Source organism: Bradyrhizobium sp. 199 (assembly GCF_023073355.1).
Classification (GTDB): domain Bacteria; phylum Pseudomonadota; class Alphaproteobacteria; order Rhizobiales; family Xanthobacteraceae; genus Bradyrhizobium.
In genome coordinates, this window is record NZ_JADPJI010000005.1 from 2,353,149 (window position 1) to 2,377,446 (window position 24,298).

Consider the following 24,298-nt stretch of genomic DNA (forward strand, 5'->3'; position numbering starts at 1 on the left):
CGGCAGCATCGTCGAAGATCGGCAGCACCCGATCACGATACGGCCGGCAGGCTGTTGAGGTGTTTATCCAGGGTGACCGGGTAATCTCGCACGCGAACGCCGGTCGCATTGTAGACTGCATTGGCGACGGCGGCGGCTACGCCGCAAATTCCGAGTTCGGCCACGCCCTTTGCCTTCATCGGCGAGACCTTGTCGTCCGCCTCATCCAGGAAAATCACCTCCTGATGCGGTATGTCAGCGTGAACCGGCACTTCATAGCCGGCGAGGTCGTGATTGACGAAGAATCCCCGGCGCTTGTCGACGGCGAGTTCCTCCATCAACGCGGCACCTACGCCCATGGTCATCGCTCCAATCACCTGGCTCCGGGCAGTCAATGGATTCAGGATCCGGCCTGCGGCGCAGACCGCGAGCATTCGACGAACGCGAATTTCGCCGGTGAATCCGTCGACAGCCGCCTCGACGAAATGGGCGCCGAAGGTCGACTGCTGGTAGCTCTTGTCGAGACCTCCCCATTCAATCTTGTCCTCGGCGACGAGTTCGCCGTCGCGGACGGCGTCGATCAGTTTGGCGGAGCGGTTGCCGCCGAGCACCTGGCCGTGCGTGAAGGTCGCGTCCGCCGAGTTGAATCCGAGGCGTTGCGCGACCGCTTCCCGCAGCTTTACGCATGCGGCGTACACGCCCGACGTCGAACTGTTGGCGCCGAACTGACCTCCCGATCCGGAGGAGATGGGGAACGCGGAATCGCCGAGCCGCACCAGTACGTTTTCAATGTCCACGCCCATCATCTCGGCAGCGGTCTGCGCGATGATCGTGTAGCTGCCGGTCCCGATGTCAGTCATGTCTGTTTCCACCGTGACACGACCGTCTTGTCCCAGACGAACACGAGCGCCCGAAGGAATGTTCATGTTGTTCCGAAACGCGACCGCCATGCCCATGCCGACCAGCCAGTTGCCGTCCCGCACCGCCCCAGGGGACGAGTTCCGGCGCTGCCAGCCGAACCGCTCGGCGCCTTCGCGCAGACAACCCACCAGGTTGCGTTCGGAGAACGGACGCTCCGGCTTCTCGGGGTCCACCTGCGTATCGTTGCGCACGCGGAGCTCCACGGGATCCATGCCAAGCTTCTCGGCCAGTTCGTCCATTGCGATCTCGAGCGCCATCAACCCCGGCGCTTCGCCAGGGGCTCGCATCGCATTTCCTTCGGGCAGGTCCAGGACTGCAAGCCGCATCGAGGTGAGACGATTGGCGCCGGCGTAGAGTAGCCGCGTCTGATTGGTCGCCGTCTCCGGCTGGCCGTCGGGAAGATTGCCTGAGCCGCTTTCGTGGGCAATGGCGAGAATGTTTCCGTCCGCGGTGGCTCCGATCCGAATGCGTTGCCGGGTCGCGGGACGATGTGTCGTGCTGTTGGGGACGAACGGCCGCGGCAGCGCGACTTTGACGGGACGACCAGCCGCTTTTGCTCCCAAGGCGGCCATCACCGCATCGGAGCGCAGGAACAGCTTGCAGCCGAACCCGCCGCCCACATAGGGCGACACGAAGCGGACGTTCTCCTTGGGGATGCCGAGCGTGATTGCGAGATCCGTCCTGCCCCAGTCTATCATCTGGTTCGACGTCCAGATTGTCAGCTCCTCGCCGTTCCACGCTGCAAGCGAAGCGTGAGGCTCCATCATCGAATGGCTCTGGTCGGGCGTCGTGTAGAGCTCGTCGAGCTTCACCGGCGCTTGAGCGAAGGCCTGCTCGAAATCGCCGGTGCGACTTTCAGGAGGTCCCTGCTTCTCGGGACTGTTCGGGTCCTTCGCAAGGGGCGCAGTCTTCAGCGCCTCGTCGAGATCGAACCTTCCTTCCGCCTGTGCGTATTCGACGCGCACCAAGGCGGCTGCCGCCGTCGCCTGCTCGAAGGTCGTGGCCACCACCACCGCGACCGCCTGGTGGTAGTGGTCGATGTCGGGGCCGCCGAGCAGCTTCGCCGTGTTGTGTTTGCCTTTGCCGAGCTTGCCAGCGTTCTCAGCGGTCACGACGGCGATGACCCCGGGCGCGCGCTCCGCCACCGTCAAGTCGATCCTCGCGATGCGGCCCTTGCCGATTGCGGAGCCCACGATAACCCCGTAAGCAGGATTGGTCACAACGTCGTGATGCTCATATGCGTACGCCGCTCTCCCCGTCGTCTTCAAGGGACCATCGATCCGGGGGTGCGCACGTCCCACTACCCGCATGCGATCGATCGGGTTGGCCTCGGCGGCTGTATCGAACTTCATTTCTGCCTCGCTTCGTGCATGACGGCGGCGACCGTCCGCTCGACCAGCGTCACCTTGAAAGCGTTCTCGTTGGTGGGCTTCGCATCGGCAAGCAGCCGGGCGGAGAACGGCTTCGCGCCTCCGCGCAGCTCGGCTTCCGCTTTTTCGATACGCCAAGGTTTGGGCGCCACGCCGCCCACCGCTAAACGCCCCGTACCGTCGCGCTGCAGTACCGCCGCGACAGAAACGAGGGCGAAAGCGTAAGACGCACGATCACGGACCTTCTTGTAGATATGTGTTCCGCGGAGCGGGGGCGGCAGCGTCACCGCGGTGATCAGCTCGCCGGAGGAAAGTGTTGTTTCGAGGTCCGGTCTATCGCCGGGTAGCCGGTGGAAATCGGCAATGGGTATCTTTCGCGTCCGTCCGGCGGCGTCGATGGTCTCCACTTCGGCGTCGAGCGCTCGCATGGCGACCGCCATATCGGAGGGATTCGTGGCGATGCACGCCTCGCTCACGCCGATCACGCCCAGTTGGCGGCTGTAGCCCGCGATCGCCGCGCAGCCCGACCCGGGGGTTCTCTTGTTGCAGGGTTGGTTGGTGTCGTAAAAATAGGGACAGCGCGTGCGCTGGAGCAGATTGCCCGCCGTCGTCGCCTTGTTGCGGAGCTGACCGGAGGCGCCGGCGAGAAGTGCGCGGCTGAGCACGCCGTAGTCTCGCCTGACCCGCATGTCGGCGGCGAGAGCGGTGTTTCTCACCAAGGCGCCGATGCGAAGCCCGCCGTCTTCGGTCTTCTCGATCTTGTCGAACTTCAGCCCGTTGACGTCGATGAGGTGCTGCGGCGTCTCGATCTCGAGCTTCATCAGGTCGAGGAGATTGGTGCCGCCCGCGATGAACTTCGCGCCCGGCGTCTCCTGTGCTTTGGCGGCGGCTTCCTGAGCCAAGCTAGCGCGTTCGTAGGTGAATGATCTCATGTCTTGCTCCCGGCGGCCTCTGCGATTGCCTCGGCGATGTTGGAGTAGGCGCCGCAGCGGCAGATATTGCCGCTCATGCGTTCGCGCATCTCGACGTTCGTAAGCTCGGGCGGAGACGTCAGGTCGGCGCTGACATGGCTCGGAATGCCCGCCTTGATCTCATCGAGCACTGCGACAGCAGAGCAGATCTGCCCCGGCGTGCAATAGCCACACTGATAGCCGTCGTGTTTGATGAACGCTGCCTGCATCGGGTGCAGTTGCTCAGGCGTACCGAGCCCTTCGATCGTGGTGATCCTATCGTCCTGGTGCATGACCGCGAGGGTGAGGCAGGAGTTGATGCGAACTCCATTGACGATCACGGTACATGCTCCACACTGACCATGGTCGCAGCCCTTCTTCGAGCCGGTGAGATGAATGTGCTCGCGAAGCGCGTCGAGCAGTGTGGTGCGCGTGTCCAATTGAAGGCTGTATGGCTTGCCGTTGACTTCGAACGAGACTTCGAAACCTTGCCGAACCGCGTCAGAGCTTGCCGGTTGAGCTTGCCCTTGACCGCTTGGGAGGACGCCAATCATGGCGGTAGCAGTTCCGCCGACCAGGACGCCTCGTCTCGACACTTCCGATTCGACCGGGTTTGCCATGCCATCTCCAGATCTCGCTGCGTGTTTTCGTATGACGCGAGCCAATCCCCGTCCCGTTTGATAGTTCGTGCGCTCCGGCTTGATGCCACGATGAATGTTTCTCATGCACGCTGGGCGTCGGCGCGAGGGGCCTACGAGGCCGAAACTCTCGGAGTCCAATATTCCGGGCCAAGCACGCCATGGGAGGTGCGCGAGGACGGCGGGTACACAAGGTATAGTAGCGCTGATATCGAAGGTGCCTTGGTAGCCCTTCAGGTCATGGAACGGGCCGCCAGCGGTGCAGCCGAAGGTGATTGCCCAGTTGGATAACCGCAACCGCGAGGCCTCCAGCGGACTGATGCTTCATTGAGCCAAATTCGTCGATCCGGAACGAGCCGGTTCAAAGGCCGAGCGGCCGCAGTTCCCGGACGTGGTCGATGAAGAGCCGGAGCGCCGCTGGGACTTGGCGACGGCTCGAGTAGTATGCGTGAAATCCGGGACCAAGCGGCGCCCAATCCTCCAGAACCGTGCGCATAGTGCCATCGCGGAGATATTCGCGAACCATTGGGTCTGCGACGTACATTAGTCCGGCACCGTCCTTTACGGCGGCCAGTCCGATCTGCCCCTGATCAACGGTCAATCCGCCCTGAACGTTCACCTCGAATTTCTCGTCACCGCGCTCGAACTCCCAGCGATAGATGCTGTCGTCTCCAATTCGGATCCTCACGCAGCGATGATCCTGCAGATCATCGGGATGGAGCGGTGCTCCGTACCGTTCGAAATAGGATGGAGCCCCCACGACGAGCCAGCGGATATCGGCGGAGAGGCGCTGGGCAATCATGTCCTTTGGGACGGTGCCGCCGTACCTGATGCCAGCGTCAAAGCCGCTTTCGACCACGTCAATCATCCGATTGTTCACAGAGAACTCGATTTCGACTTCGGGATACCGGTCGAGAAACGTGGCCATGACTGGCCCGATGAGGAATTGGGCCGCCTCGGTTGGTACGCTGAGCCGCACTCGGCCCCTGGGCGTTTCGCGGAATTGGTTGAGCACATCGAGGGCACTATTGATTTCATCGAATGGCCGAACGAGCGCAGACTGGAGAGCCTCGCCTGCGGCGGTGAGCGTCACGCTGCGGCTCGTCCGGTTCAAGAGGCGGAGCCCGAGACGCTCTTCGAGGCCACGCAACGCGTGGCTCAGAGCCGAGGCGCTGATCTCAAGCTCGAGCGCAGCCCGTCGAAAATTGCGATGTTTCGCGATCTCCAGGAAATACGAGAGGTCGGCAAAGTTCGATCGATGCGACTGCATCTTCAGCGGCTCCTTGGTTCAGCCGGCACGCTGTCGGCTTCCGGCGAAGCGTGGCGTCCCCTAGAGAGGCATACATGGGTGGCGCTGCTGCGCTTAGCGGCCCGTAGCCGAACAGAGCATCAGGATGCAGGGCATGTCCACTAACATCCAGAGCGCTTCCGACGAACGCGCGGCCTGACCGAAGCCGCAAGGTAGCGGAATCGTGCCCGGGCGGACGGCAACCTCTGCAACGAACCAATCGCGTCGTTTCCTATGGACGCCACGAGTTGCTTCTAAACCACCGCCAATCCCGGCGGCGGCTTGTTCATGTAGGAGGCCTGTTCGTAGACATACGCCAGACGCAGCAACTTATGTCGCTAATGGCCCGGCCTGCGAAGGTGATGCGGAGCGGGTAGTCAGGCATATCCTTGTCGTCGGCTCCCGAGATGAAGCCCGGCCGGCACCGACGCTGGGATAGCCTGCCGTCGCGGCGACCCGCAGCCCGCGCGCTGCCGGGGAATAGCACCGGGTCGGGCTTGTCGAGCAATGGCGCGGAGCTTGTTTCAACCGTCGGGCTCGCCATCGACCGCGACCTCCCGGCCGGCCCTGGTCTTTCCGTGCAGCACAACCTTGTTGTCGCCGCTGAACGAGAGCGAGAACTTCTGCTGCTCACCCAACCCGACATACTGCATGTCGATTGCGAACGTATCGGCGCTAACCCAAGCGCCTTTGACGGCGCGCAATCCAAAGGACGTCAGTTCGCTCTTGCGATAAAGACCGTCGAGGCCGATCGGTCCACGCAGTCGGATCACGGGATTGGCGGGATTGTGCGTATCGATGTCCACCGCATAGCCCGGCTTATCCGTGAATGACAGCGAAATGGATCTTACATCGAGCGCGTTGTCGGCGGGAAACCGGTAGGTCTTGCCCGAAATCGGCGACGCGATCTGGGGCACCGGAGCGACCTGTGTCGGCTTCTCTGTCGAGACGTCGGCGACCGCATCGGCAAGCAGGCGCGCAGCGTCCGAGTTGTGCGGCAGCGTTGCCTCAGATTTGACTGCGCCGGCAATACCCTCGGCGATCTTGCGAAATGAACAGAAATCCCTCGCTGTCATCGCCGCTACGATGTCGAGATCGGGGAAGACCATGATCACCTGGCAGTGATATCCCACCGCCATGAAGACATGCCGGTCGGGTAGCGCCCAGAATTGGTTGTGGTATTTCAGGCCTGCGTCAGCCCTCGCCTTCATGCTGATGGTGGCGTGATTGACGGTGTCGACCCATTCCGTCGGAAGGAGTTGTTGGCCGGCCCACGCGCCCTGCCGCAGATAGAGATAGCCGATCTTCGCCATGGCGGGCCGAGCAGCTTGGCATTCGCATAAGTGGCCGTGGCCGCCCCGGTGAGCTTGGTGACAACGGCGGAAAGTAGATGTGAATTGCCACTGTTGTAATAGAATAGTTCTCCCGGCGCATGCGATGACATCGGCCGATCGAGGATGAACTTGACCCAGTCCGGGCTGCGCCGCATGGCAATAATGGACTGCTCCCGGCCGCCTTCGAACCCCTCGTCCCATTGGAGCCCCGAGGTCATGTCGAGCAGATGCTGCACTGTAATCGACTTCTTGCGCTCATCGACATTGGCGACCTCGCGGTCAGCGAGAAGGTCGAGCACCTGGGTGCTCGAAACTGTCGAGTACGCCATCCTTGCGCAGTATCGCGACGAGGCTGCTAACGATCGACTTGGTGGCAGAGTTGAGGTTGTGCGGAATGTCACCGGTGTACGGTGCGTAGTAGGCGTCCAGCACGATGCGCCCGTGTCGCGCAATCAAGAGGCTGTCGAAACTCTTGGTCTCGCCATAGGCAATGATTTTAACGAGCTCAGCGGAATCCATGCCTTCCTGTTCGGGCGTGGATACTTGCCAGTCCGGTATCGGCCAGACCGGCGCCTCGGCGGCGCGCAACTCTGTTGGGCCCAAGCAGAGCTCTATCAGCAGCAGGGCCAGACCGCCTACGAGATCGGCAAGAGCAGGAGCGTGTATTGAAATCCAAAGCGCTCACACCCCCGGCGGCGGCTTGCGCATGTTGGAGGCCTGCTCGTAAGCGTAGGCCAGACGCAGCAGCTTGTGCTCGCTCCAGGGGCGGCCTGCGAAGGTGACGCCGAGCGGATAGTCGGGCGTGTCCTTGCCTTCGTTTGTTCCCGAAACCAACCCGCCGGGCACCATGACGCTGGGATAGCCTGCCCTGGCGGCGATCGCGGCGCCGTATGCGCCGGGGAACACGGCATCGAGTTCGTGCTGGTTCGTATAGGCGTCCATGCCGCGGGTCCTGGCACTGAGCAGATCCATCGCATGTGCCGACTTGTACTCGCGTTCGCGTAAGTCGCCTCTGGTAAGCTCGGCGGCGAGAAACAGGTCCTGCCCGAAGCGCAGCGCCTTATCTGCATTGGCATCGTTGAAGGCCACGATATCGGTGATGGTCTTGATGGCGGTGTTGGTCGCCCATTCCCTGAGGTAGAGGTTTAGATCTCGCTTCAACTCGTAGAGGAAAACGATCCGCTGCGTGACTGGATTGCCCTTGCCGGCGCTCAGCGGATTGCGGTTGAGCACAGTCATGATCGTACCTGGTCCACTCATCCAGCCGGCCGTCGGCATGCTGGCGCGCACGATCACGGCGCCGAGGTCCTCCAGCACCTTGATCGCCTCCGCCATCACCTCTGCGCCTTTGGCTGGCAGCTTGCCGTAGAAGGGATCGTTCAAGGGGTCGGCGGGATCGCTCGGCACGCCGATACGCGCGCCCCTCATGCCTTCGATGGCGAGGCCGTCGGCGTAATCGGCGGGCCGCCGCTGCTTTTGCGTCCCCGGATCGAGCGGGTCCGTGGCCGCCAGCACGTTGAGCAGCATCGCCGCATCGCGCACGTTGCGCGTCATCGGTCCTGCGGTGTCCAGGCTATGGGCGACCGGCACGATGCCAGCACGGCTGATCAGCCCGACGGTCGGCTTCACGGTGACGAGGCCGTTCAGGCTCGCAGGGTGCAGCAGCGAGCCCGACGTCTCGGTGCCGATCGAGGCCGCGCACAGACCGGCTGCCACCGCCACCGCCGAGCCCGAGCTCGATCCCCCCGGAGACACCACCGGAATGCCGTGATCGTCCATCAGCGCCGGCGCGTAGGGGTTCTTCACCTGACCGCCCAGCGACGAATAGCCCGAAGGCATGTCGATCGCGAGCATGTTGGAAAATTCGGTCAGGTTCGCCTTTCCGAGGATCACCGCGCCGGCGTTCCGCAACAGCTTGACGAGTGTGGCGTCGTCCCGGGCGCGCGCGCCTTCCAGCGCCAGCGAGCCCGCCGTTGTTGGCTGCTTGTCGCCGGTGGCGATGTTGTCCTTTACCAGGATCGGGATGCCGGCCAGCGGCTGCTTGGCTGATGGTTTCATACGGTCGAGCTTGCCCGCGATCGCGAGTGCGTCGGGATTGAGGGCGCGTACCGCGTTGAGCTTGGGCCCATCCAGGTCGTAAGCCTCAATGCGCGTCAGATAGCCTCTGACCAGCGCTGTGGCAGTGACATGGCCACTGGTGAACGCATGAGCGATGTCGCTCATCGAGCATGCTCGAGCCTCAAGGAGATCGGCGCCGCTGCGATGCGGGCATCGCGGCGGGATGGCTTCTGCACGATTGCCTCGCCCTGGTGGCGCGTCCCTGATCATGAGACGGCGATGAGGGGCATCGTGCCAGTGTTTTGCCCGACGGGTCAACGTCGCGGCGCACCGCGGCGACCGCTCAACCTGCATCGCGCAAGCCATTGAAATGACTACACCCCGCTACTGTGCATGGGGTTGTTTTTTCATTTCTTGTTGGAGCGGCCCTCTCCTGCAGGCGGAAAGGGCACCGGTCGCCCCTACTCCCAATACCACGTCGAGAAATCGTTCTCGTATTGCGGCACATCCTTCCAGACGCCCTTCAGCTTCTTGTTGGTGATTGTGATCAGCTGCGGCTGGTACAGGTAGGCCGAGACGGCGTCGGTCGCGAGCATGCGCTGGGCATCGCCGAGCAGCTTTGCGCGGGCGGCCTCGTCCGGCGTCGACACGATCTGCTTGTAGAGTGCGTTGAACGCCTCGTTGTTGTAGCCGAGATAGTAGTCCGCCTCGGTGATCTTGACGAGGTCGAACGGCTCGACATGGCTGACGATGGTGAGATCGAAATTGTGCGGCCCGTTGCCGGCGAACACCTGCGACAGCCATTGCGCCCATTCGGCGTTCTCGATTTTGGCAACGATGCCGACCTTGGCGAGCTGGGCTGCGGCGATCTCGCCGCCCTGCCGCGCATAGGACGGCGGCGGCAGCTTGAGCGACAGTTCGAGCGGCGTGGTGACGCCGGCTTCGGTAAGCAGCTTCTTGGCCTTCTCGGGATCGTAGGGATTGATGCCGGTGGTGTCGACATAGCCGAGCGCGCCCGGCACGTAGAAACTGCCGATTGGCGTGCCGAAACCGTCGACGGCGCCGTCGATCATCGCCTTGCGGTCGATCGCGGCGAGGATGGCGCGGCGGACGCGGACGTCGTCGAGCGGCTTCTTGCGGTGGTTGAGCGCGACGATGGTCTTGGCCCTGGAGCCGCCGACCAGCACCGCGAAGCGCGGGTCGGCCTTGAACTGCGCCAAGGCGCGCGCCGCTGCGACACGTGGGAATGCATCGACGTCCCCCGACAACAGCGCCGCCACCTGCGCCGCCGGCTCGGAGATGAAGCGGATCGTCACCTTCGACAGCTTGACCGCGGAAGCGTTGCGGTAGTCGGCCCATTTAGTCAACGTGATCGAAGAGCCCTTCGCCCACGCCCCGAGCTGATAGGGGCCAGTGCCGACCGGCTGCGTGATATTGGTGGCAGCGCTCTTCGGCTCGACGATCGAGCCGCCCGCCTGCCCCAGCAGGAACGGCAGGTTCGGCTCGCCATATTTCAAGGTGATGACGACCGTGTCGGCATCCGGCGCATCGACCTTCTCGAAAGCCTGGTACAGGCTCTTGTCCTTGTTGGTGCTGGTCGGCGCCGCGTTACGCTCGAACGAGAACTTCACCGCGGCGGAATCGAACGGCTCGCCATTGTGGAATTTGACGCCCTTGCGCAGCTTGAACGTATAGGTCTTCAGGTCAGGCGATGCGGTCCAGCTCTCCGCCAGCAGCGGCGAGACGGAGCCGTCCTCGTTGATCTTGGTCAGGGTCTCGTAGATGTTGTAGAGCGTGACCTCGGCGATCGCGGCAGCGGCCGCATTGGTCGGATCGAGCCCCGGCGGCTCCAGCGCCATCGCCATGACGACGCTGTCCTTCTTGCTCTGCGCCAGCACGGGCAAAGGCGCCGCGATGAGCGCGGCGGCAAAGGCGACGATCGATAGTTTCCTGAACATGCGCAACTCCCCGGCCATCTCTGTTCTTTAAGCCTACGCCAATCCTGCGCCGGACACTAACCTTCCATGGCCGCCTGCGGCAACGCCATCACGGTCTCGGCCCTGTGGCAGGCGGCAAGGTGTCCCTCGCCCATCTTGCGTAACTCAGGCGGAACCTCGCGGCAATGCTGGTCGGCAAGCGGACAGCGCGCGACATAGGCGCATCCGGTCGCCACCGCCGCTTGCGAGCCGATGGCCTGGGCCCCGCGCCGCCGTCGGCCGCCGCCGGCGCGCGCCCGCGGCACCGCCTCCAGCAGCGCCCGCGTGTAGGGATGGGCGCAATGCTCGAACAGATCTTCGGGCCGGCCCTGCTCGACGATGCGGCCAAGATACATCACCGCGACCTCGTCACAGAGATAGTCGACGACGGCGAGGTCATGGCTGATCAGGATAAAGCTTAGGCCGAATTGCTCCTGAAGGTCCTGCATCAGGTTCAGCACCTGCGCCTGCACGGAGACGTCGAGCGCGGAGACCGGCTCGTCGGCGACGATCAGCTTGGGCTGGGTGATCAGCGCGCGCGCAATGGCGATGCGCTGGCGCTGGCCGCCGGAGAATTCGTGCGGATATTTCGCCATGTCCGCATCGCGCAAGCCGACCTGGCGCAGCGCCGCTGCGACGCGTTCGCGGAACGTGGCCCGATCGGCCCCCTCCAGCACCGTCAGCGGCTCGGCTACGATGCGGGCGATGGTCTGGCGCGGATCGAGCGAACCGTAAGGGTCCTGGAACACCATCTGGAAATCGCGGCGGGCGCGACGCAGTTCGTCGGCGGAGATGCGATTGAGATCGCGGCCGAGCAGCGCGACCCGGCCCGACGTCGGCCGCTCCAGCGCCATCACCAGCCGCGCGAAGGTCGACTTGCCCGAACCGGATTCCCCGACCACGCCGAGGCTCTTGCCGGCGGCAACCTGCACGCTGACGCCATTGAGCGCACGCACCTGCCCCGGTGGGCGAAACAGGCTCTCCCGCGGCAGGGCGTAGCGTTGTTCGAGATCCTTCACGTCCAGAAGAGGCGCGGTGCTCATGCGCTCAGCGCTCCGACACGTTCTGCCATCGAGACATCGGTCCTGATGCAACGTACGAGGTGCCCGGGTCCAACGTCGGCCATCGGTGGTAGCGCGGCGCGGCACTGATCGATCACGAGCGGACATCGGTCGGAGAAGGTGCAGCCGGACGGCAGATCGGCGAGCTCCGGCACGGTGCCCGAGATCGTCTTCAGCCGCGTCCCCTTGCGCGCGCCGAGCTTCGGCCGGGCGCGGAACAGGCCCTGGGTGTAGGGATGGCCCATGCGGCGGAAGACTTCGTCGGTCGGCCCACTCTCGACGACGGTGCCGCCATACATCACCATCATGCGCTGAACGTTCTCGGCGATGACGCCGAGATCGTGCGAGATCAGGATCATCGACATGCCGCGCTCCTCGACGAGATCGGCGATGAGGTCGAGGATCTGGCCCTGAATGGTGACGTCGAGCGCGGTGGTCGGCTCGTCCGCAATCAAGAGGTCTGGCTCGCAGGCGAGCGCCATGGCGATGGTGATGCGCTGGCGCTGGCCGCCGGAGAATTGGTGCGGATAGGCATCGATGCGGCGTGCCGGATCGGGCAGTCCGACGCGATCGAGCAAGGCAATCGCCTCTTTGCGCGCTTGGGCCCCCGAATGCCTCTTGTGACGCCGCAGCGGCTCGGCAACCTGATGCCCGATCGTGTGCATCGGATTGAGTGCGGTCATCGGCTCCTGGAAGATCATGCTGATGCGGTTGCCGCGCAGGCGGCAATAATCCGCGTCCGGCAATCGCGCGATCTCGTTGCCGTCAAGCTTGATGCTGCCCGAGATCACGGCGCTATCAGGCAGCAGTCCCATCAGGGACATTGCGGTGACCGACTTACCGCAGCCGGACTCACCGACCAGCCCCAGCGTCTCGCCGCGCTTCAGGGCGAAGCTGACGCCGCGCACGGCTTGTGCCCGCCCGCGGCTGGTATTGAGGCGCACGCCGAGATTGGCGACTTCGATCAGCGGCATGTCGGAGCGCTCGCCCATCGTCATCGCTCCCGCGCCAGTCGTGGATCGAGCAGGTCGCGCAAGCCGTCGCCGAGAAGATTGAGACCGAGCACCGCGATGGCGATCGCAGCGCCCGGGTAGACCGCGAGCATGGGCGACTGGAACAGCAGCGTCTGCGCATCGTTCAGCATCCGCCCCCAGGACGGCTGCGGCGGCTGCGTGCCGAGGCCGAGATAGGACAGAGCGGCTTCGGCAAGTATCGAGAGCGCGAACTGGATGGTGACCTGCACGATCAGGATCGACAGAATGTTGGGCAGGACGTGCTCGATGGTGATGCGGAAGCCCCCCTTGCCTGCGGCGCGCGCGGCCAGCACGAATTCGCGCGCCCAGATCGCGTTGGCCGAACCGCGCGTCAGCCGGGTCAGCGTCGGAATCTGGAAGATGCCGATCGCGACGATCGAGGTCACCATGCCCGGTCCCGCGACCGCGGCGAGCATGATCGCGGAGAGCACCGCCGGAAAGGCGAAGGTGAAGTCGGAGAAGCGCATGATGATCTCTTCGGTCCAGCCGCGCCGGGCCGACGCGATCAAGCCGAGCGTGACGCCAAAGGTGAGACCGATGCTGACGGCGATGATACCGACCATGATGGTGGAGCGAGCGCCGGCGAGCAGCAGCGAGACGATATCGCGGCCGAAGGAATCGGTGCCGAGCCAGTGCGCTGCCGAGGGCGGCCGGAGTTTTGCAGCGATGTCGATCTCGTAGGGCGACCACGGCGTCCACAGCAGCGAGAGCAGCGCGGAGGCGAGCACCAGCAGGCTGAGAACACCTCCGAGGACGAAACTGCGCTGCCGCAGTGCCCTGCGCCAGAAGCCCGAGGGGGGCCGCGCCGGAGCGGCGATCGTTGGCAATCCAACTGCGGCGGCCAGCGGATCACTCACAGGTCGTGAACCTTGATGCGGGGATCGATGAAGGCATAGAGCACGTCGACCACGAAATTGACGATGACCACCATGGTGGCGAGCAGCATCACGCAATTGCGCACCACGATCAGGTCGCGGTTGGCGATCGACTGGAAGATCAGGCGGCCAAGGCCCGGCAGGTAGAACACGTTCTCGATCACGATGGTACCGGCGAGCAGATTGGCGAATTGCAGTCCCATCACCGTCATGACGGGAATCATGGCGTTACGCAGCACATGGCGCCACAGCACCTCGCGCCTGCCGAGCCCCTTCGCACGTGCGGTGCGGACGAAATCCTCGCGCAGCACGTCCAGCACGGCCGAACGGGTGACGCGCGCGAGGATCGCGGCCTGCACCACCGCGAGCGAGATTGCCGGCAGCAGCAGCGACTTGACCCCCAACCAGATGCCGTCCTCCCAGCCCGCAAAGCCGCCCGCCGAGAGCCATTGCAGCCGCACGGAGAACAAGAGGACCAGCAGGATCGCGAACCAGAAATTCGGCAGCGCGATGCCGACCTGCGTCAGCGACATCACGCCGACGTCGCCAAGCTTGTTGTGGTTGGCGGCGGTGTAGATGCCGGCCGACAGCGCCAGCGTCACCGTGATCGTCATGGCCATGATGGCGAGCGGAAACGTCAGCACGAGCCGCTCGGCGATTAGGCTGGCGACTGGCGTGCCGTAGACATAGGAATTGCCGAGATCGCCGGAGAGAAGTCCCTTGATCCAGTGCAGATAACGAACCGCCAGCGGCTGGTCGAGCCCGAGCTTGACGGTGAGCGCGCGGACCGCGTCCGGGGAGGCATCGGCCCCCATCAGCATTTGCGCGGCGTTGCCGGGAAGAGCATCGAGCACCAGAAAAATGATCAGCGAGGCGCCGACCAGCGTCGCCAGCAAGGTCAGGACACGTCGGAGGACAAAGACGCTCATGCGCGCTCGGCTTCGGGGCTTAACCGCAGCACGATCAACATGTCCGGACGCCGGAGGCAAGTGCTTTGCCGCATGCCCATCTCGTCAAGCCGGCCAGCGGGACAGAAGGTCGGCGGAAGCCTCAAACAGGGCGCTGACGCGCAGCAATTCCGCATCGCCGCGGAAACGGCCGACGAGTTGGAGCCCGATCGGCAGGCCGTCGCGGCCGAAACCCGAGGGCAGGCTGACCGCGGGATGGCCGGTCATGTTGAACGGCATGGTCCAGGGGAACCAGTTCGGCCGGACGCTGTCGAAATGCCGACCATCGATCTCGATGCTGCCGAACAAATCTTGGCTGATCGGCAGCGCGGTGCGCGTCAAAGTCGGCATCGCCAGGAAGTGCCCGCGCGCAAGCAGCGATTGCACGCGGCGGAACAGCGCGGTGCGCGCGAACATCGCCTCCTGATAGTCGACGCCGCTGACCTCGGTGGCGAGCGCGAGCTGCTTGAGGAAAGCCTCGCTCAGCTCATCCTTGTGCTCGGCCGCAAGCTTGGCAAAGCGCGTGCGCCAGACGGTGTGGTTGATGGCGCGCCAGATCGGCTCGATATCGAAACCTTCGCCGGAGAATTCCTCGAGTTCGGCACCGAGGTCCGCCAGCCGGTCGAGGCTCGCCTTGAAACTGGCGGCGACTTCGGCGGAGACCGGACGGCCCGGCGGCGTCAGGCAGTAAAGGATCCGCTGCCCGCGCAGATCGCCGCCCGTGGCAGCCGTGCTGACGAAATCAGGCACGGGAACACCGATGGACCAGGGATCGCTCGGATCCTCGCCTGACATCGCCTGCATCATCAGCGCGGTGTCGGCGACGGTGCGGGTGGTCGGCGTGACATAGGTCTGGTTGCCGAACACATCCAGCGCCTGGCTGTGCGGGATCACGCCGTTGCTCTGCTTCAAGCCCACCACGCCGTTGCAGGCGGCGGGAATCCGGGTCGAGCCGCCGCCGTCGGTGGCGACCGCGAGCGGCGCGATGCCACTGGCAACCGCAACAGCCGCGCCGCCGCTGGAGCCGCCGGAGGACCGGCACGCGTCCCACGCATTGCGGGTACGGCCGAACAGAGGTGAATCCGTCAGGCACTTGCTGCCGAATTCCGGCGTCGTGGTCTTGCCGATCAGGATCGCGCCTTCGCTGCGCAGCCGCGCAACGGCGACGGCATCCTCTGTCGGCATGTTGTCCTTGTAGGGAACGGCGCCGAAGGTGGTCTTGACGCCCTTGGTGTTGACGATGTCCTTGACGGTGACGGGAATACCGTGGAGCAAGCCGAGCGCCTCGCCCGCCATCACCTTACGCTCCGCCGCACGCGCCTGCGCCATCGCCTCGTCGCCGCACAACGTGATGAAGCAGTTCAGTTCGGGCTGCAGGGCGTCGGCGCGCGCAAGCACGGCAGCGACGATCTCGACAGGCGAAATCGTCCTTGCAGCGATGAGCCTGCGCAGTTCGGTTGCGGGGAGGAGGCAGGGATCGCCGTTCATCATCACATCACGCTCCGAGGCGTCCCCCGTTCGCTCAGCCATTGACAGCGAGAATGACAGTTTTGTTATCTCGCCGTCCAATGCCATTTTGGTCGTGAACCCCGCTGTGAGCGCTACAGGGGCCAAGTAATCTCGCGGCTCCAGGGCGGGTCGGCGCCCGGGCGGGTGCAGGTCAGGCCGGCGCAATTGGCGGCAAAGGACAGTGCGCGGCGGAGTTCGTCGGCACCGATGTCCTTCAATCGCGACCGGGCGAGCCTCCCCTGCCTGTGCAGGGCGAACAGCAGCGCCGCCTGAAAGCTGTCGCCGGCGCCGATAGTGTCGGCGACCTCGACCTGCGGTGCGGTGATCTCGATCTGCCCTGCCCCCGCGTGCCACGCGATCGCACCGTTGCTGCCGCGGGTGATGACGACGAGGCTCGCACTCTGCCCCAGCAACGCGCTCGCTCGCTGCGCGTAACGCTCGTCGCCGAACAGATAAGCGAAGTCCACGTCCGACATCTTGATGAGATCGGCCCTGCCGGCGAACTCGGCCATGCGCGCCAGGTAGGCCTGCTTGTGCTTGACCAGATTGGGCCGGCAGTTCGGATCGAAGGAGATCGTCGAGGATGCGCGCGCATCCGCGATCAGCGCTTTGGTCTCGGCGGCTCCCCGGTCGTTGACAAGTGTGGTTGAGCCGACATGAACGGCCGCGACTGTATCGAAGGGAATGGACCCGCGCCGATAGGCCCAGTCTCGCGTCGCGGTCCCGGCATCGTAGAAGGCATAGTGCGATTCGCCCGCAACGATGCGGACAAAGGCGAGCGTGGTCTGAAGGTCCCTGCGGGTGGCGAGGCTGAGGTCGACGTTGGAGGCTGCGGCGTGATCGGCGATCATGCGCCCGAACAGGTCGGTCGAGATGCCGCCGACGAAGCCGCTCGGCGCGCCGAGCCGCGCCATGCCGATCGCGACGTTCAGGCACGAGCCGCCGACCGCGGGCATCACCGCCTCGCGCCCGTCGGCGTTTCGCGTCGGGACGAAATCGATCAACGCATCGCCGCAGGACAGAAGCATCCGTTCAACCTCCCGCGACGTCATCCATCGCCGCGTGAGCGTGGCGATCGACCTCGCGTCAGTTTTGACGCAAGCCTACCAGCAAGTGTAGCCGCCATCTACCAACACGATGCTGCCGGTCATCAGGCTTGCGGCTTCCGAGCTCAGGAACAGCACGACGGAGGCGATCTCCTCGACCTGCCCCATCCGCGCCATCGGAGTTCCACTGATCCAGGCGTCATACATTTTGGCGTTGCTCTTCACGAAAGCGTTGAGCGGCGTCTCGATATAGGTCGGTGCCACCGCATTGACGCGGATGCCGCGCGCGCCCCATTCGGCCGCCAGCGATTTGGTCAGATGATGCACGCCCGCCTTGGAGACGTTGTAGAAGCACTGCTCCTGCGGCTTGTTGACGATGAATCCGGACATCGAGCCGACATTGACGATGGCGCCGCTCTTGGCCTTCAGCATATGCTTGCCGAATTCGCGGCAACACCAGAAGGTGCCGTTGAGATTGACGTCGATGACGTTCAGCCAGTGCTCGTCGGTGACGGTCTCCGCTGGCGTCTCACTGCGCGCAATGCCGGCATTGTTGACGAGAATGTCCACCTTGCCGTGGCGGGCGACGAGATCATTTGCGACCTCAGCCACGCGCTTGGTATCGGTGACGTCCATGATCGCGGTCTCGATGTCAAAGCCCTTCGCCTTCAGGCTGGCTTTGGCGCTGTCGGCGACCTTGCTGTCACGGTCGCCGATGATGACGCTGGCGCCGGCTTCAGCCAGCGCTTCCGCGCAGCCAAGGCCAATGCCCTGCCCGCCGCCGGTGATGAACGCGGTCTTGCCGTTCAGCTTGAATTTTTCAAGGTACATGATGGTCTTTCCGTTCCTTGCCGTTTCTTGTCGGCTGCGAAAGCGCGTCACCAGCATCGTCGAAGTGATGAATGCGCGCGGGATCAGGCAGCAGGGGAGATGCGATCGCGGTATGCGGGCTCAACCCGCCGGCATAGCGCGTCAGCACGCCGAGAGGGCTCGCATCAACATACAGGAAGGTGTCACTGCCGAGATGTTCGGCAACCCGGATCATTGCCCGCCAGCCCCCGGCGCCGTCGCGTTCGAAACTTCAGATGCTCCGGTACGACGCCGCTCCATCCGGCCATTCGATCATATGCCCATCACGTGAGCAATGGGGCTCGCCATCAGTGCGCGACCTGCCGGTAGACCGCCGGCAGTGCCGCGGGCAGCCGCTTGATGTTGCCACCTCTACACGATCGCGGAAACATGGTGGGCTCGGCGCGTTGCGCCTTTGCCCACCCTGCGTGACCGTCGTCGCGGCTACCGCCGCTGATTATAGACGTCGATGCACACCGCCCCCAGCAGCACCAGGCCCTTGATGACCTGCTGATAGTCAATGCCGATGCCGAGGATGGACATGCCGTTGTTCATCACGCCCATGATCATGGCGCCGACCACGGCGCCACCGACGCGCCCTACTCCGCCATAAGCCGAGGCACCGCCGATGAAGCAGGCAGCGATGACGTCGAGCTCGAAGCCGAGGCCTGCCTTCGGGGTCGCAGTGTTGAGGCGCGCGGCGAAGACGAGGCCCGCCAGCGCGGCGAGCACGCCCATGTTGACGAAGGTTAGGAAGGTTAGCCGCTCCGTCTTGATGCCCGACAATTTTGCCGCTTTCGCATTGCCGCCCACCGCATAGACCTGCCGACCAATCACGGTGCGCCGGGTGACGAAGCCGTACAGCGCGATCAAGACCGTCATGATGACCAGCACGTTCGGCAGGCCGCGATGCGAGGCGATCAGATAGGTGAAATAGAGCACGGCGCAGGCGAGCAGAACGCTCTTTCCCAGGAAAAACGCATAAGGCTCGACCTCGATGCCATGCGATTGCTCGCGCGACCGCCCCTTGGCACTGGCATAGACGAGGCCGAGCGCGAGCACGGCACCGATCAGCATGGAGGTCGGATGCAGCGTGCCGGCCTCGGGCAGAAGTTCCGGAATGAAGCCGGACGACAGCTTCTGGAACGTCGCGGGGAACGGGCCGAGTGACTGGCCCTGCAGCACCGCGAGCGCGAGCCCCTTGAACACCAGCATGCCCGCCAGCGTCACGATGAAGGACGGAATGCCGAAAAAGGCCACCCAATAGCCCTGCGCCGCGCCGATGGCCGCCCCCAGCAACAGGCAGGCGATGAAGGCGAGCGTGTAGTCGACCTTGTAGGTCACCATCAGCACGGCGGCCACCGCGCCGACGAAGCCGGCAACCGATCCGACCGAGAGGTCGATGTGGCCAGTGACGATCACCAGCAGCATGCCGAGCGCCATGATGACGATGTAGCTGTTCTGGAGCACCAGGTTGGTCAGGTTGAGCGGCTGCAGCAGCGTGCCGCCGGTCATGACCTGGAAGAACAGCATGATCGCGATCAACGACATCAGCATGCCGTAGTTGCGCAAATTGTTCTTGATGAAGCTGCCGTGCCGACGCTCCTCGGGCAGCGATACCGTCTTGTCGGTCATGGCTGCATTCCTCCCATCTCGGCGGCCGCGGGCGCGGCGTTCCCAATGTTTCGTTCGTTGCGCATGATGGCGCGCATGATCTTTTCCTGTGTCGCATCCGAGCCCTTGAACTCGCCGACAAAGGCGCCGTCGTTCATGACGCAGATGCGGTCGCAGATGCCGAGCAGTTCGGGCATCTCCGAGGAGATCACCACGACGCCCCGGCCGGCTTCCGCCAGCTCGTTGATGATGCAGTAGATCTCGTATTTGGCACCGACGTCGATACCCCGCGTCGGCTCGTCCAGGATCAGGACCTTGGGGTCGGTCATCAGCCATTTCGACAGCACCACCTTCTGCTGGTTGCCGCCGGAGAGCTGGCCGGTCTCCTGGTAGACGTCGGAGCAGCGGATGCGCATGCGGGTGCGATAGTCGCTGGCGATCTTCAGCTCGGCCATGTCGTCGATCACCCGGCCCGGTGCGACCTGGTCGAGGCTCGCCAGCGTAATGTTCTTGCGGACGTCGTCGGCCAGGATCAAGCCGAGCTGCTTGCGATCCTCGGTGACATAGGCAAGGCCGGCGTCGATCGCGGCCGCGACACTCGGCAGCACCATCTGCCTGCCTTCGAGCCGAAGAGAGCCGCTGATCGCAGTGCCCCAGGAGCGACCGAACAGGCTCATCGCGAATTCGGTGCGGCCGGCACCCATCAGGCCGGCAATACCGACGACCTCGCCACGCCTGACGCTGAAATCGACGTTCTTGATCACCTGCCGCTCGGGATGAATCGGATGGTAGATCGACCAGTTCTCGACGGTGAGCACGGGCTCACCGATCTTGGCGTTGCGCTCTGGGAAGCGGTGGGCGAGATCGCGATTGACCATGCTGCGGATGATGCGGTCTTCCTGGATCGGCTCGCTGCGGCAGTCGATGCTGTCGACGGTGCGACCGTCGCGCAGCACCGTGATGTGATCGGCGACCTTGGCGACCTCGTTGAGCTTGTGCGAGATCAGGATCGAGCCGATGCCCTGCTCGCGAAACGCCATCAGGCGTTCAAGCAGCGCGGCGCTGTCGGCCTCGTTGAGGCTCGCGGTCGGCTCGTCCAGGATCAGCATCCGCACCCGCTTGGACAGCGCCTTCGTAATCTCGACCAGCTGCTGCTTGCCGACGCCGAGATCGGTGATCAGGGTGTCAGGGGATTCCTTCAGACCGACCTGCGTCAGCAGCTCACGCGTGCGCCGGTAGACCTCGTCGCGGTCGATGACGCCGAGCTTCGATGGCGGATGCGACAGGAAGATGTTTTCCGCGATCGACATCAGCGGGATCAGCGCCAGTTCCTGGTGGATGATGATGATGCCGAGCGCCTCGGAATCGTTGATGTCGCGGAAGCGGCGCTCCTCGCCATCAAAGATAATGGTGCCCTCATAGCTGCCGGCCGGGTAGACGCCGCTGAGCACCTTCATCAGCGTCGACTTGCCAGCACCGTTCTCGCCGACGAGAGCATGGATCTGTCCGGCGTCAACCGAGAAGTTGACGTCGCGCAGCGCCTGCACACCGGCAAAGCTCTTGCTGACGTTGCGCATCTCCAGCATTGCGGTCATGGCGTGATGTCCCTCAATCCCTCGTCCCTCCACCGTCATTCCGGGGCGATGCGAAGCATCGAACCCGGATCTCGAGGTTCTCGGGTGCGCAATTGCGCACCAGAGTTCGATGCTGCGCATCGCCCCCGGAACGACGGAGCACTCAACTTACTGGAACTGCGACTTCTTGTAGTAGCCGCTGTCGACCAGAACCTTCTCCCAATTGTCCTTGTAGACCACGACAGGCTTGAGCAGGTAGGACGGCACGGTCTTGACGCCGTTCTCGTAGGTCTTGCTGTCGTTGACTGTGACCTGCTTGCCCGCGAGCGCAGCGTCGACCATGTCGGCGGTCACCTTGGCGAGGTCGCGGGTGTCCTTGAAGATGGTCGAATATTGGTCGCCGCGCAGCATCGCCTTGATCGAGGGCACCTCAGCATCCTGACCCGAAATGATCGGCATCGGCTGACCGGCGCTGCCGTAACCGACGCCCTTCAGTGAGGAAATGATGCCGATCGAGATGCCGTCATAGGGCGACAGCACGGCATTGATCTTCTTGTTGCCATAGTAGGCGCTGAGCAAATTGTCCATGCGGGCCTGGGCGGTGGCGCCGTCCCAGCGCAGCGTCGCGACCTTGTCCATGCCCATCTGGCCCGAGGCGACGACGAGCTTGCCGCTGTCGATGTAGGGCTTCAGAACGCTCATCGCGCCGTTATAGAAGAAGTAGGCATTGTTGTCGTCGGGCGAGCCGCCGAACAGCTCGATGTTGAACGGGCCTTTGCCGTCCTTCAGGCCGAGGCCTTGTTCGATCGATTGCGCCTGGAGCACACCGACCTGGAAATTGTCGAAAGTCGCGTAGTAGTCGACGTTCGGCGTGCCGCGGATCAGGCGATCGTAGGCGATCACGGTGATGCCTTTGGCCTTGGCCTGCTTGAGCACGTCGGACAGCGTGGTGCCGTCGATCGCGGCGATCACCAGCGCTTTCGCCCCCTTGGTCACCATGTTCTCGATCTGCGAGAGCTGGTTCGGGATGTCGTCTTCGGCATATTGCAGGTCAGTGTTGTAGCCGCGCTCCTTCAACACTTTGACCATGTTGTTGCCGTCGTCGATCCATCGCGCCGACGATTTGGTCGGCATCGCAATGCCGACGGTCGCCTTGTCCTGGGCGGAGGCGGTGAGGCCCGTGGCCATGGACGCGGCGCCGGCCAGCGCCAGTGCGAGGAATGTCGTCTTCAGTTTCAGCATGTTTTACTCCCTTGGGTGTCAAACCATTTCTTTGTTTTCATCGAGAACGTCGTGGTGGGCTGCCTCTAGTCTCCTATGCGAGCTTGACGTCTGGCTCCGCGCGACCGCGCGCGGATGCCTCCAATAGAAAAGTGCAACCGGCTTGCGGATCGGCGGCGCGCGCGGCTGCGTCCATGTCCTGCCAGGCCGACGTGACGAGGAGGCGCGACAGATCGGGGCCGACGAAAGCGGGACAGCTCGCCTGTGTCGCCGGCACCCTCAGTGAGTGCAGCCGCTCGCCTTGCGGAGAGTAGACATCGATACGGCTCGCGCCCCAGCAGGCGTTCCAGATCCTTCCGTCGGCATCGCACACTGAACCGTCGAGGCCGCCGATTCCGGTGTGACGCAACAGCACCTCCGGCTCGCCGCGCGGCAGGCCAGTCGCCGGATTGAGCGGCACGGAGTAGAGCACCGCATGCGGCGTATCGGTGAAGTAGCCGGTGGCCCCATCCGGCGAGAAGCAGATCGAATTCGGGATGCTGATGCCGGGAAACAGGGTCGAGATCTTGCCGCGATGGAGTGCGTAGATCGCCCCGGCCTTCGGCTCGGCCCTCTTGCCCATGGTCCCGAGCCAGAACGTGCCGGACTGGTGCACGCGGCAATCGTTGGAGCGGGTCATGGGATTGTCAGCTTCGAGGGGAAGCAACAACGTCATGGCCCCGTCTGCAAGCTGGCGGACGTAGAGGCCGTCCTCGGCGACGATCAACTGCCGTTCGGCATCGATACGCCCGAGCGCGCTCGCCATTCGGCCGAGCGCATGGACGCGGATGCTGCCACTGCCGAGTTGCGCCTCGAACAGCCGTCCCTCGCGGATGTCGAACCACCAGGCGGTATCGGTGGTGACGTCATAGGTCGGGCCCTCGCCGAGATGGCAGGGATCGCTAGAGAGAACCGAGGTCGGCACCTGTTCCATCATGGCGTCCTCACTCCGAAGCGATAGACCGTGTGATGGCGGTAGACTTCGCCGGGCTCAAGGCGCGGGCTCGGAAAATCCGGCCGGTTCGGCGCATCAGGCCAGATGTGCGGCTCCAGGCACATGGCGTCCGACTGCCGGATGAGCTTGCCGCCCTTCCCCGAAATCGTGCCGTCCAGATAGTTGCCGGAATAGACCTGAAGGCCGGGCTGGTCGGTGAACAGCTCCATGGTCCGCCCCGAGCGCGGTGCCTCCAGCCGCGCGGCGAGCGCCAGCTTGCCGTCACGGCCGAGGCAGTAGGTGTGGTCGTAGCCCCTGCCGTTCTGCAATTGCTGGTCGCTCTCGCGAATGCGCTCGCCCACGGGCCGCGCGCTGCGGAAGTCGAATGGCGTCCCGGCAACGCTAAGCGGCGGTTCCGGCAATGGAATGGCGGTGGGATCGATGGCGAGGAAATGCTCGGCGGCCACCGTCAGCTTGTGGTCGAGAATGGGCACGCCTGACGCCGCGCCCTCGAGATTGAAGAAGCTGTGGTTGGTCAGGTTGACGATGGTCGGCCGGTCGGTCCGCGCCTCCATGCTCAGCGACAGTTCGGTCGGCCCAGTGATGCGATAGGTCAGACGGATATCGAGCCGGCCGGGATAGTTCTCTTCCCCGTGCGGGCTCGTGTAAGTGAGCGTCACCGCGGGCCTGGCGCCATCGTCGATCGCCGCAATGTCCCAGAGCTTGCGATCAAACCCCTCAAGGCCACCATGCAGCGCATTCGGACCGTTGTTGACGGCAAGCTGCACCGTCTCGCCATCGAGCGAAAATTGTCCCTTGGCGATGCGGTTGGCGTAGCGGCCGACGGTGGCACCGAGAAACTTTCGTTCCGCGAGATAGCCGGCAAACGCGTCATGGCCGAGGACGACGTCGTCGTGGCCGCCATTGGCATCCGGCGCGATCAGCGCTTGCAGCACCGCACCATGAGCGATGACGCGTGCCTCGAACCCGCCCTCACCGCACAGCACGATGCGCTCGACATTGCGGCCGTCCGGCAGGGTTCCGAAGACATCTTTCTCGATTTTTGGGCCAACCATGTCTG

Annotated in this window: 21 protein-coding genes and 1 pseudogene; all 22 read right to left on the reverse strand. The window is 64.0% G+C overall.

Translation table 11 applies throughout. The annotated features are described in order from the left end of the window. Nucleotides 1-32 precede the first annotated feature (32 nt). Complete coding sequence (gene paoC / locus IVB28_RS19965) at nt 33-2,252, reverse strand: aldehyde oxidoreductase molybdenum-binding subunit PaoC (RefSeq protein WP_247528353.1); 2,220 nt, start codon at nt 2,250-2,252, stop codon at nt 33-35. Then, on the reverse strand, nt 2,249-3,202 hold the full coding sequence (locus IVB28_RS19970; protein ID WP_247528354.1) for a xanthine dehydrogenase family protein subunit M: 954 nt from the start codon (nt 3,200-3,202) through the stop codon (nt 2,249-2,251). Before IVB28_RS19970 ends, paoC begins: the two co-directional genes overlap by 4 nt. Then, the gene (paoA, locus tag IVB28_RS19975; RefSeq protein WP_247528355.1) at nt 3,199-3,840 is read right to left on the reverse strand and encodes an aldehyde dehydrogenase iron-sulfur subunit PaoA; all 642 of its coding nucleotides are present in this window, start codon (nt 3,838-3,840) and stop codon (nt 3,199-3,201) included. Before paoA ends, IVB28_RS19970 begins: the two co-directional genes overlap by 4 nt. Nucleotides 3,841-4,219: 379 nt before the next feature. Next, entirely contained in the window at nt 4,220-5,128 is a 909-nt protein-coding gene (locus IVB28_RS19980) for a LysR family transcriptional regulator (RefSeq protein ID WP_247528356.1), read from the reverse strand. A gap of 542 nt (nt 5,129-5,670) precedes the next feature. After that, nucleotides 5,671-6,459 (reverse strand): hypothetical protein, encoded by a 789-nt coding sequence (locus tag IVB28_RS19985; protein WP_247528357.1) that lies wholly within the window; start codon nt 6,457-6,459, stop codon nt 5,671-5,673. Next, nucleotides 6,354-6,779 carry a serine hydrolase gene (locus tag IVB28_RS19990; protein ID WP_247528358.1) on the reverse strand — a complete coding sequence of 142 codons (426 nt, stop codon included), beginning with the start codon at nt 6,777-6,779 and terminating at the stop codon, nt 6,354-6,356. Before IVB28_RS19990 ends, IVB28_RS19985 begins: the two co-directional genes overlap by 106 nt. Beyond that, on the reverse strand, nt 6,760-7,083 hold the full coding sequence (locus tag IVB28_RS19995; RefSeq protein WP_247528359.1) for a serine hydrolase: 324 nt from the start codon (nt 7,081-7,083) through the stop codon (nt 6,760-6,762). The genes IVB28_RS19990 and IVB28_RS19995 overlap by 20 nt, the downstream gene beginning before the upstream one ends. A 78-nt stretch (nt 7,084-7,161) precedes the next feature. After that, nucleotides 7,162-8,703, reverse strand: a complete 1,542-nt coding sequence (locus tag IVB28_RS20000) for an amidase family protein (protein ID WP_247528360.1) — start codon at nt 8,701-8,703, stop codon at nt 7,162-7,164. A gap of 296 nt (nt 8,704-8,999) precedes the next feature. Continuing rightward, nucleotides 9,000-10,496: an ABC transporter substrate-binding protein gene (locus IVB28_RS20005; RefSeq protein WP_247528362.1), complete on the reverse strand. Its 1,497-nt coding sequence runs from the start codon at nt 10,494-10,496 to the stop codon at nt 9,000-9,002. A gap of 56 nt (nt 10,497-10,552) precedes the next feature. Beyond that, nucleotides 10,553-11,557 (reverse strand): oligopeptide/dipeptide ABC transporter ATP-binding protein, encoded by a 1,005-nt coding sequence (locus tag IVB28_RS20010; protein ID WP_247528363.1) that lies wholly within the window; start codon nt 11,555-11,557, stop codon nt 10,553-10,555. Further along, a complete protein-coding gene (locus IVB28_RS20015) occupies nt 11,554-12,567 on the reverse strand; it encodes an ABC transporter ATP-binding protein (protein ID WP_247528365.1) in 1,014 nt (337 codons plus the stop codon). Before IVB28_RS20015 ends, IVB28_RS20010 begins: the two co-directional genes overlap by 4 nt. 2 nt (nt 12,568-12,569) lie before the next feature. Continuing rightward, nucleotides 12,570-13,454, reverse strand: a complete 885-nt coding sequence (locus tag IVB28_RS20020; RefSeq protein ID WP_247528612.1) for an ABC transporter permease — start codon at nt 13,452-13,454, stop codon at nt 12,570-12,572. 8 nt (nt 13,455-13,462) lie between these two features. Beyond that, complete coding sequence (locus tag IVB28_RS20025) at nt 13,463-14,413, reverse strand: ABC transporter permease (RefSeq protein WP_247528366.1); 951 nt, start codon at nt 14,411-14,413, stop codon at nt 13,463-13,465. 84 nt (nt 14,414-14,497) lie between these two features. Beyond that, on the reverse strand, nt 14,498-15,919 hold the full coding sequence (locus tag IVB28_RS20030) for an amidase family protein (protein ID WP_247528613.1): 1,422 nt from the start codon (nt 15,917-15,919) through the stop codon (nt 14,498-14,500). A 113-nt stretch (nt 15,920-16,032) separates the two neighbouring features. Next, on the reverse strand, nt 16,033-16,968 hold the full coding sequence (locus tag IVB28_RS20035; protein ID WP_247528367.1) for a carbohydrate kinase: 936 nt from the start codon (nt 16,966-16,968) through the stop codon (nt 16,033-16,035). A gap of 75 nt (nt 16,969-17,043) precedes the next feature. Further along, a complete protein-coding gene (locus tag IVB28_RS20040; RefSeq protein ID WP_247528368.1) occupies nt 17,044-17,817 on the reverse strand; it encodes an SDR family oxidoreductase in 774 nt (257 codons plus the stop codon). Beyond that, a pseudogene (locus IVB28_RS20045) lies at nt 17,807-18,089 on the reverse strand (hypothetical protein); the annotation flags it as partial. The gene IVB28_RS20040 and the pseudogene IVB28_RS20045, both read right to left, overlap by 11 nt. 190 nt (nt 18,090-18,279) lie before the next feature. After that, complete coding sequence (gene mmsB, locus IVB28_RS20050; RefSeq protein ID WP_247528369.1) at nt 18,280-19,470, reverse strand: multiple monosaccharide ABC transporter permease; 1,191 nt, start codon at nt 19,468-19,470, stop codon at nt 18,280-18,282. Then, nucleotides 19,467-21,044 (reverse strand): multiple monosaccharide ABC transporter ATP-binding protein, encoded by a 1,578-nt coding sequence (gene mmsA / locus IVB28_RS20055; protein ID WP_247528370.1) that lies wholly within the window; start codon nt 21,042-21,044, stop codon nt 19,467-19,469. Before mmsA ends, mmsB begins: the two co-directional genes overlap by 4 nt. Nucleotides 21,045-21,191: 147 nt before the next feature. Next, nucleotides 21,192-22,265 carry a multiple monosaccharide ABC transporter substrate-binding protein gene (chvE, locus tag IVB28_RS20060; protein WP_247528371.1) on the reverse strand — a complete coding sequence of 358 codons (1,074 nt, stop codon included), beginning with the start codon at nt 22,263-22,265 and terminating at the stop codon, nt 21,192-21,194. 73 nt (nt 22,266-22,338) lie between these two features. Then, entirely contained in the window at nt 22,339-23,217 is an 879-nt protein-coding gene (locus tag IVB28_RS20065) for an SMP-30/gluconolactonase/LRE family protein (protein ID WP_247528614.1), read from the reverse strand. Next, nucleotides 23,217-24,293 (reverse strand): aldose epimerase family protein, encoded by a 1,077-nt coding sequence (locus IVB28_RS20070; RefSeq protein WP_247528372.1) that lies wholly within the window; start codon nt 24,291-24,293, stop codon nt 23,217-23,219. Before IVB28_RS20070 ends, IVB28_RS20065 begins: the two co-directional genes overlap by 1 nt. Nucleotides 24,294-24,298: the final 5 nt, after the last annotated feature.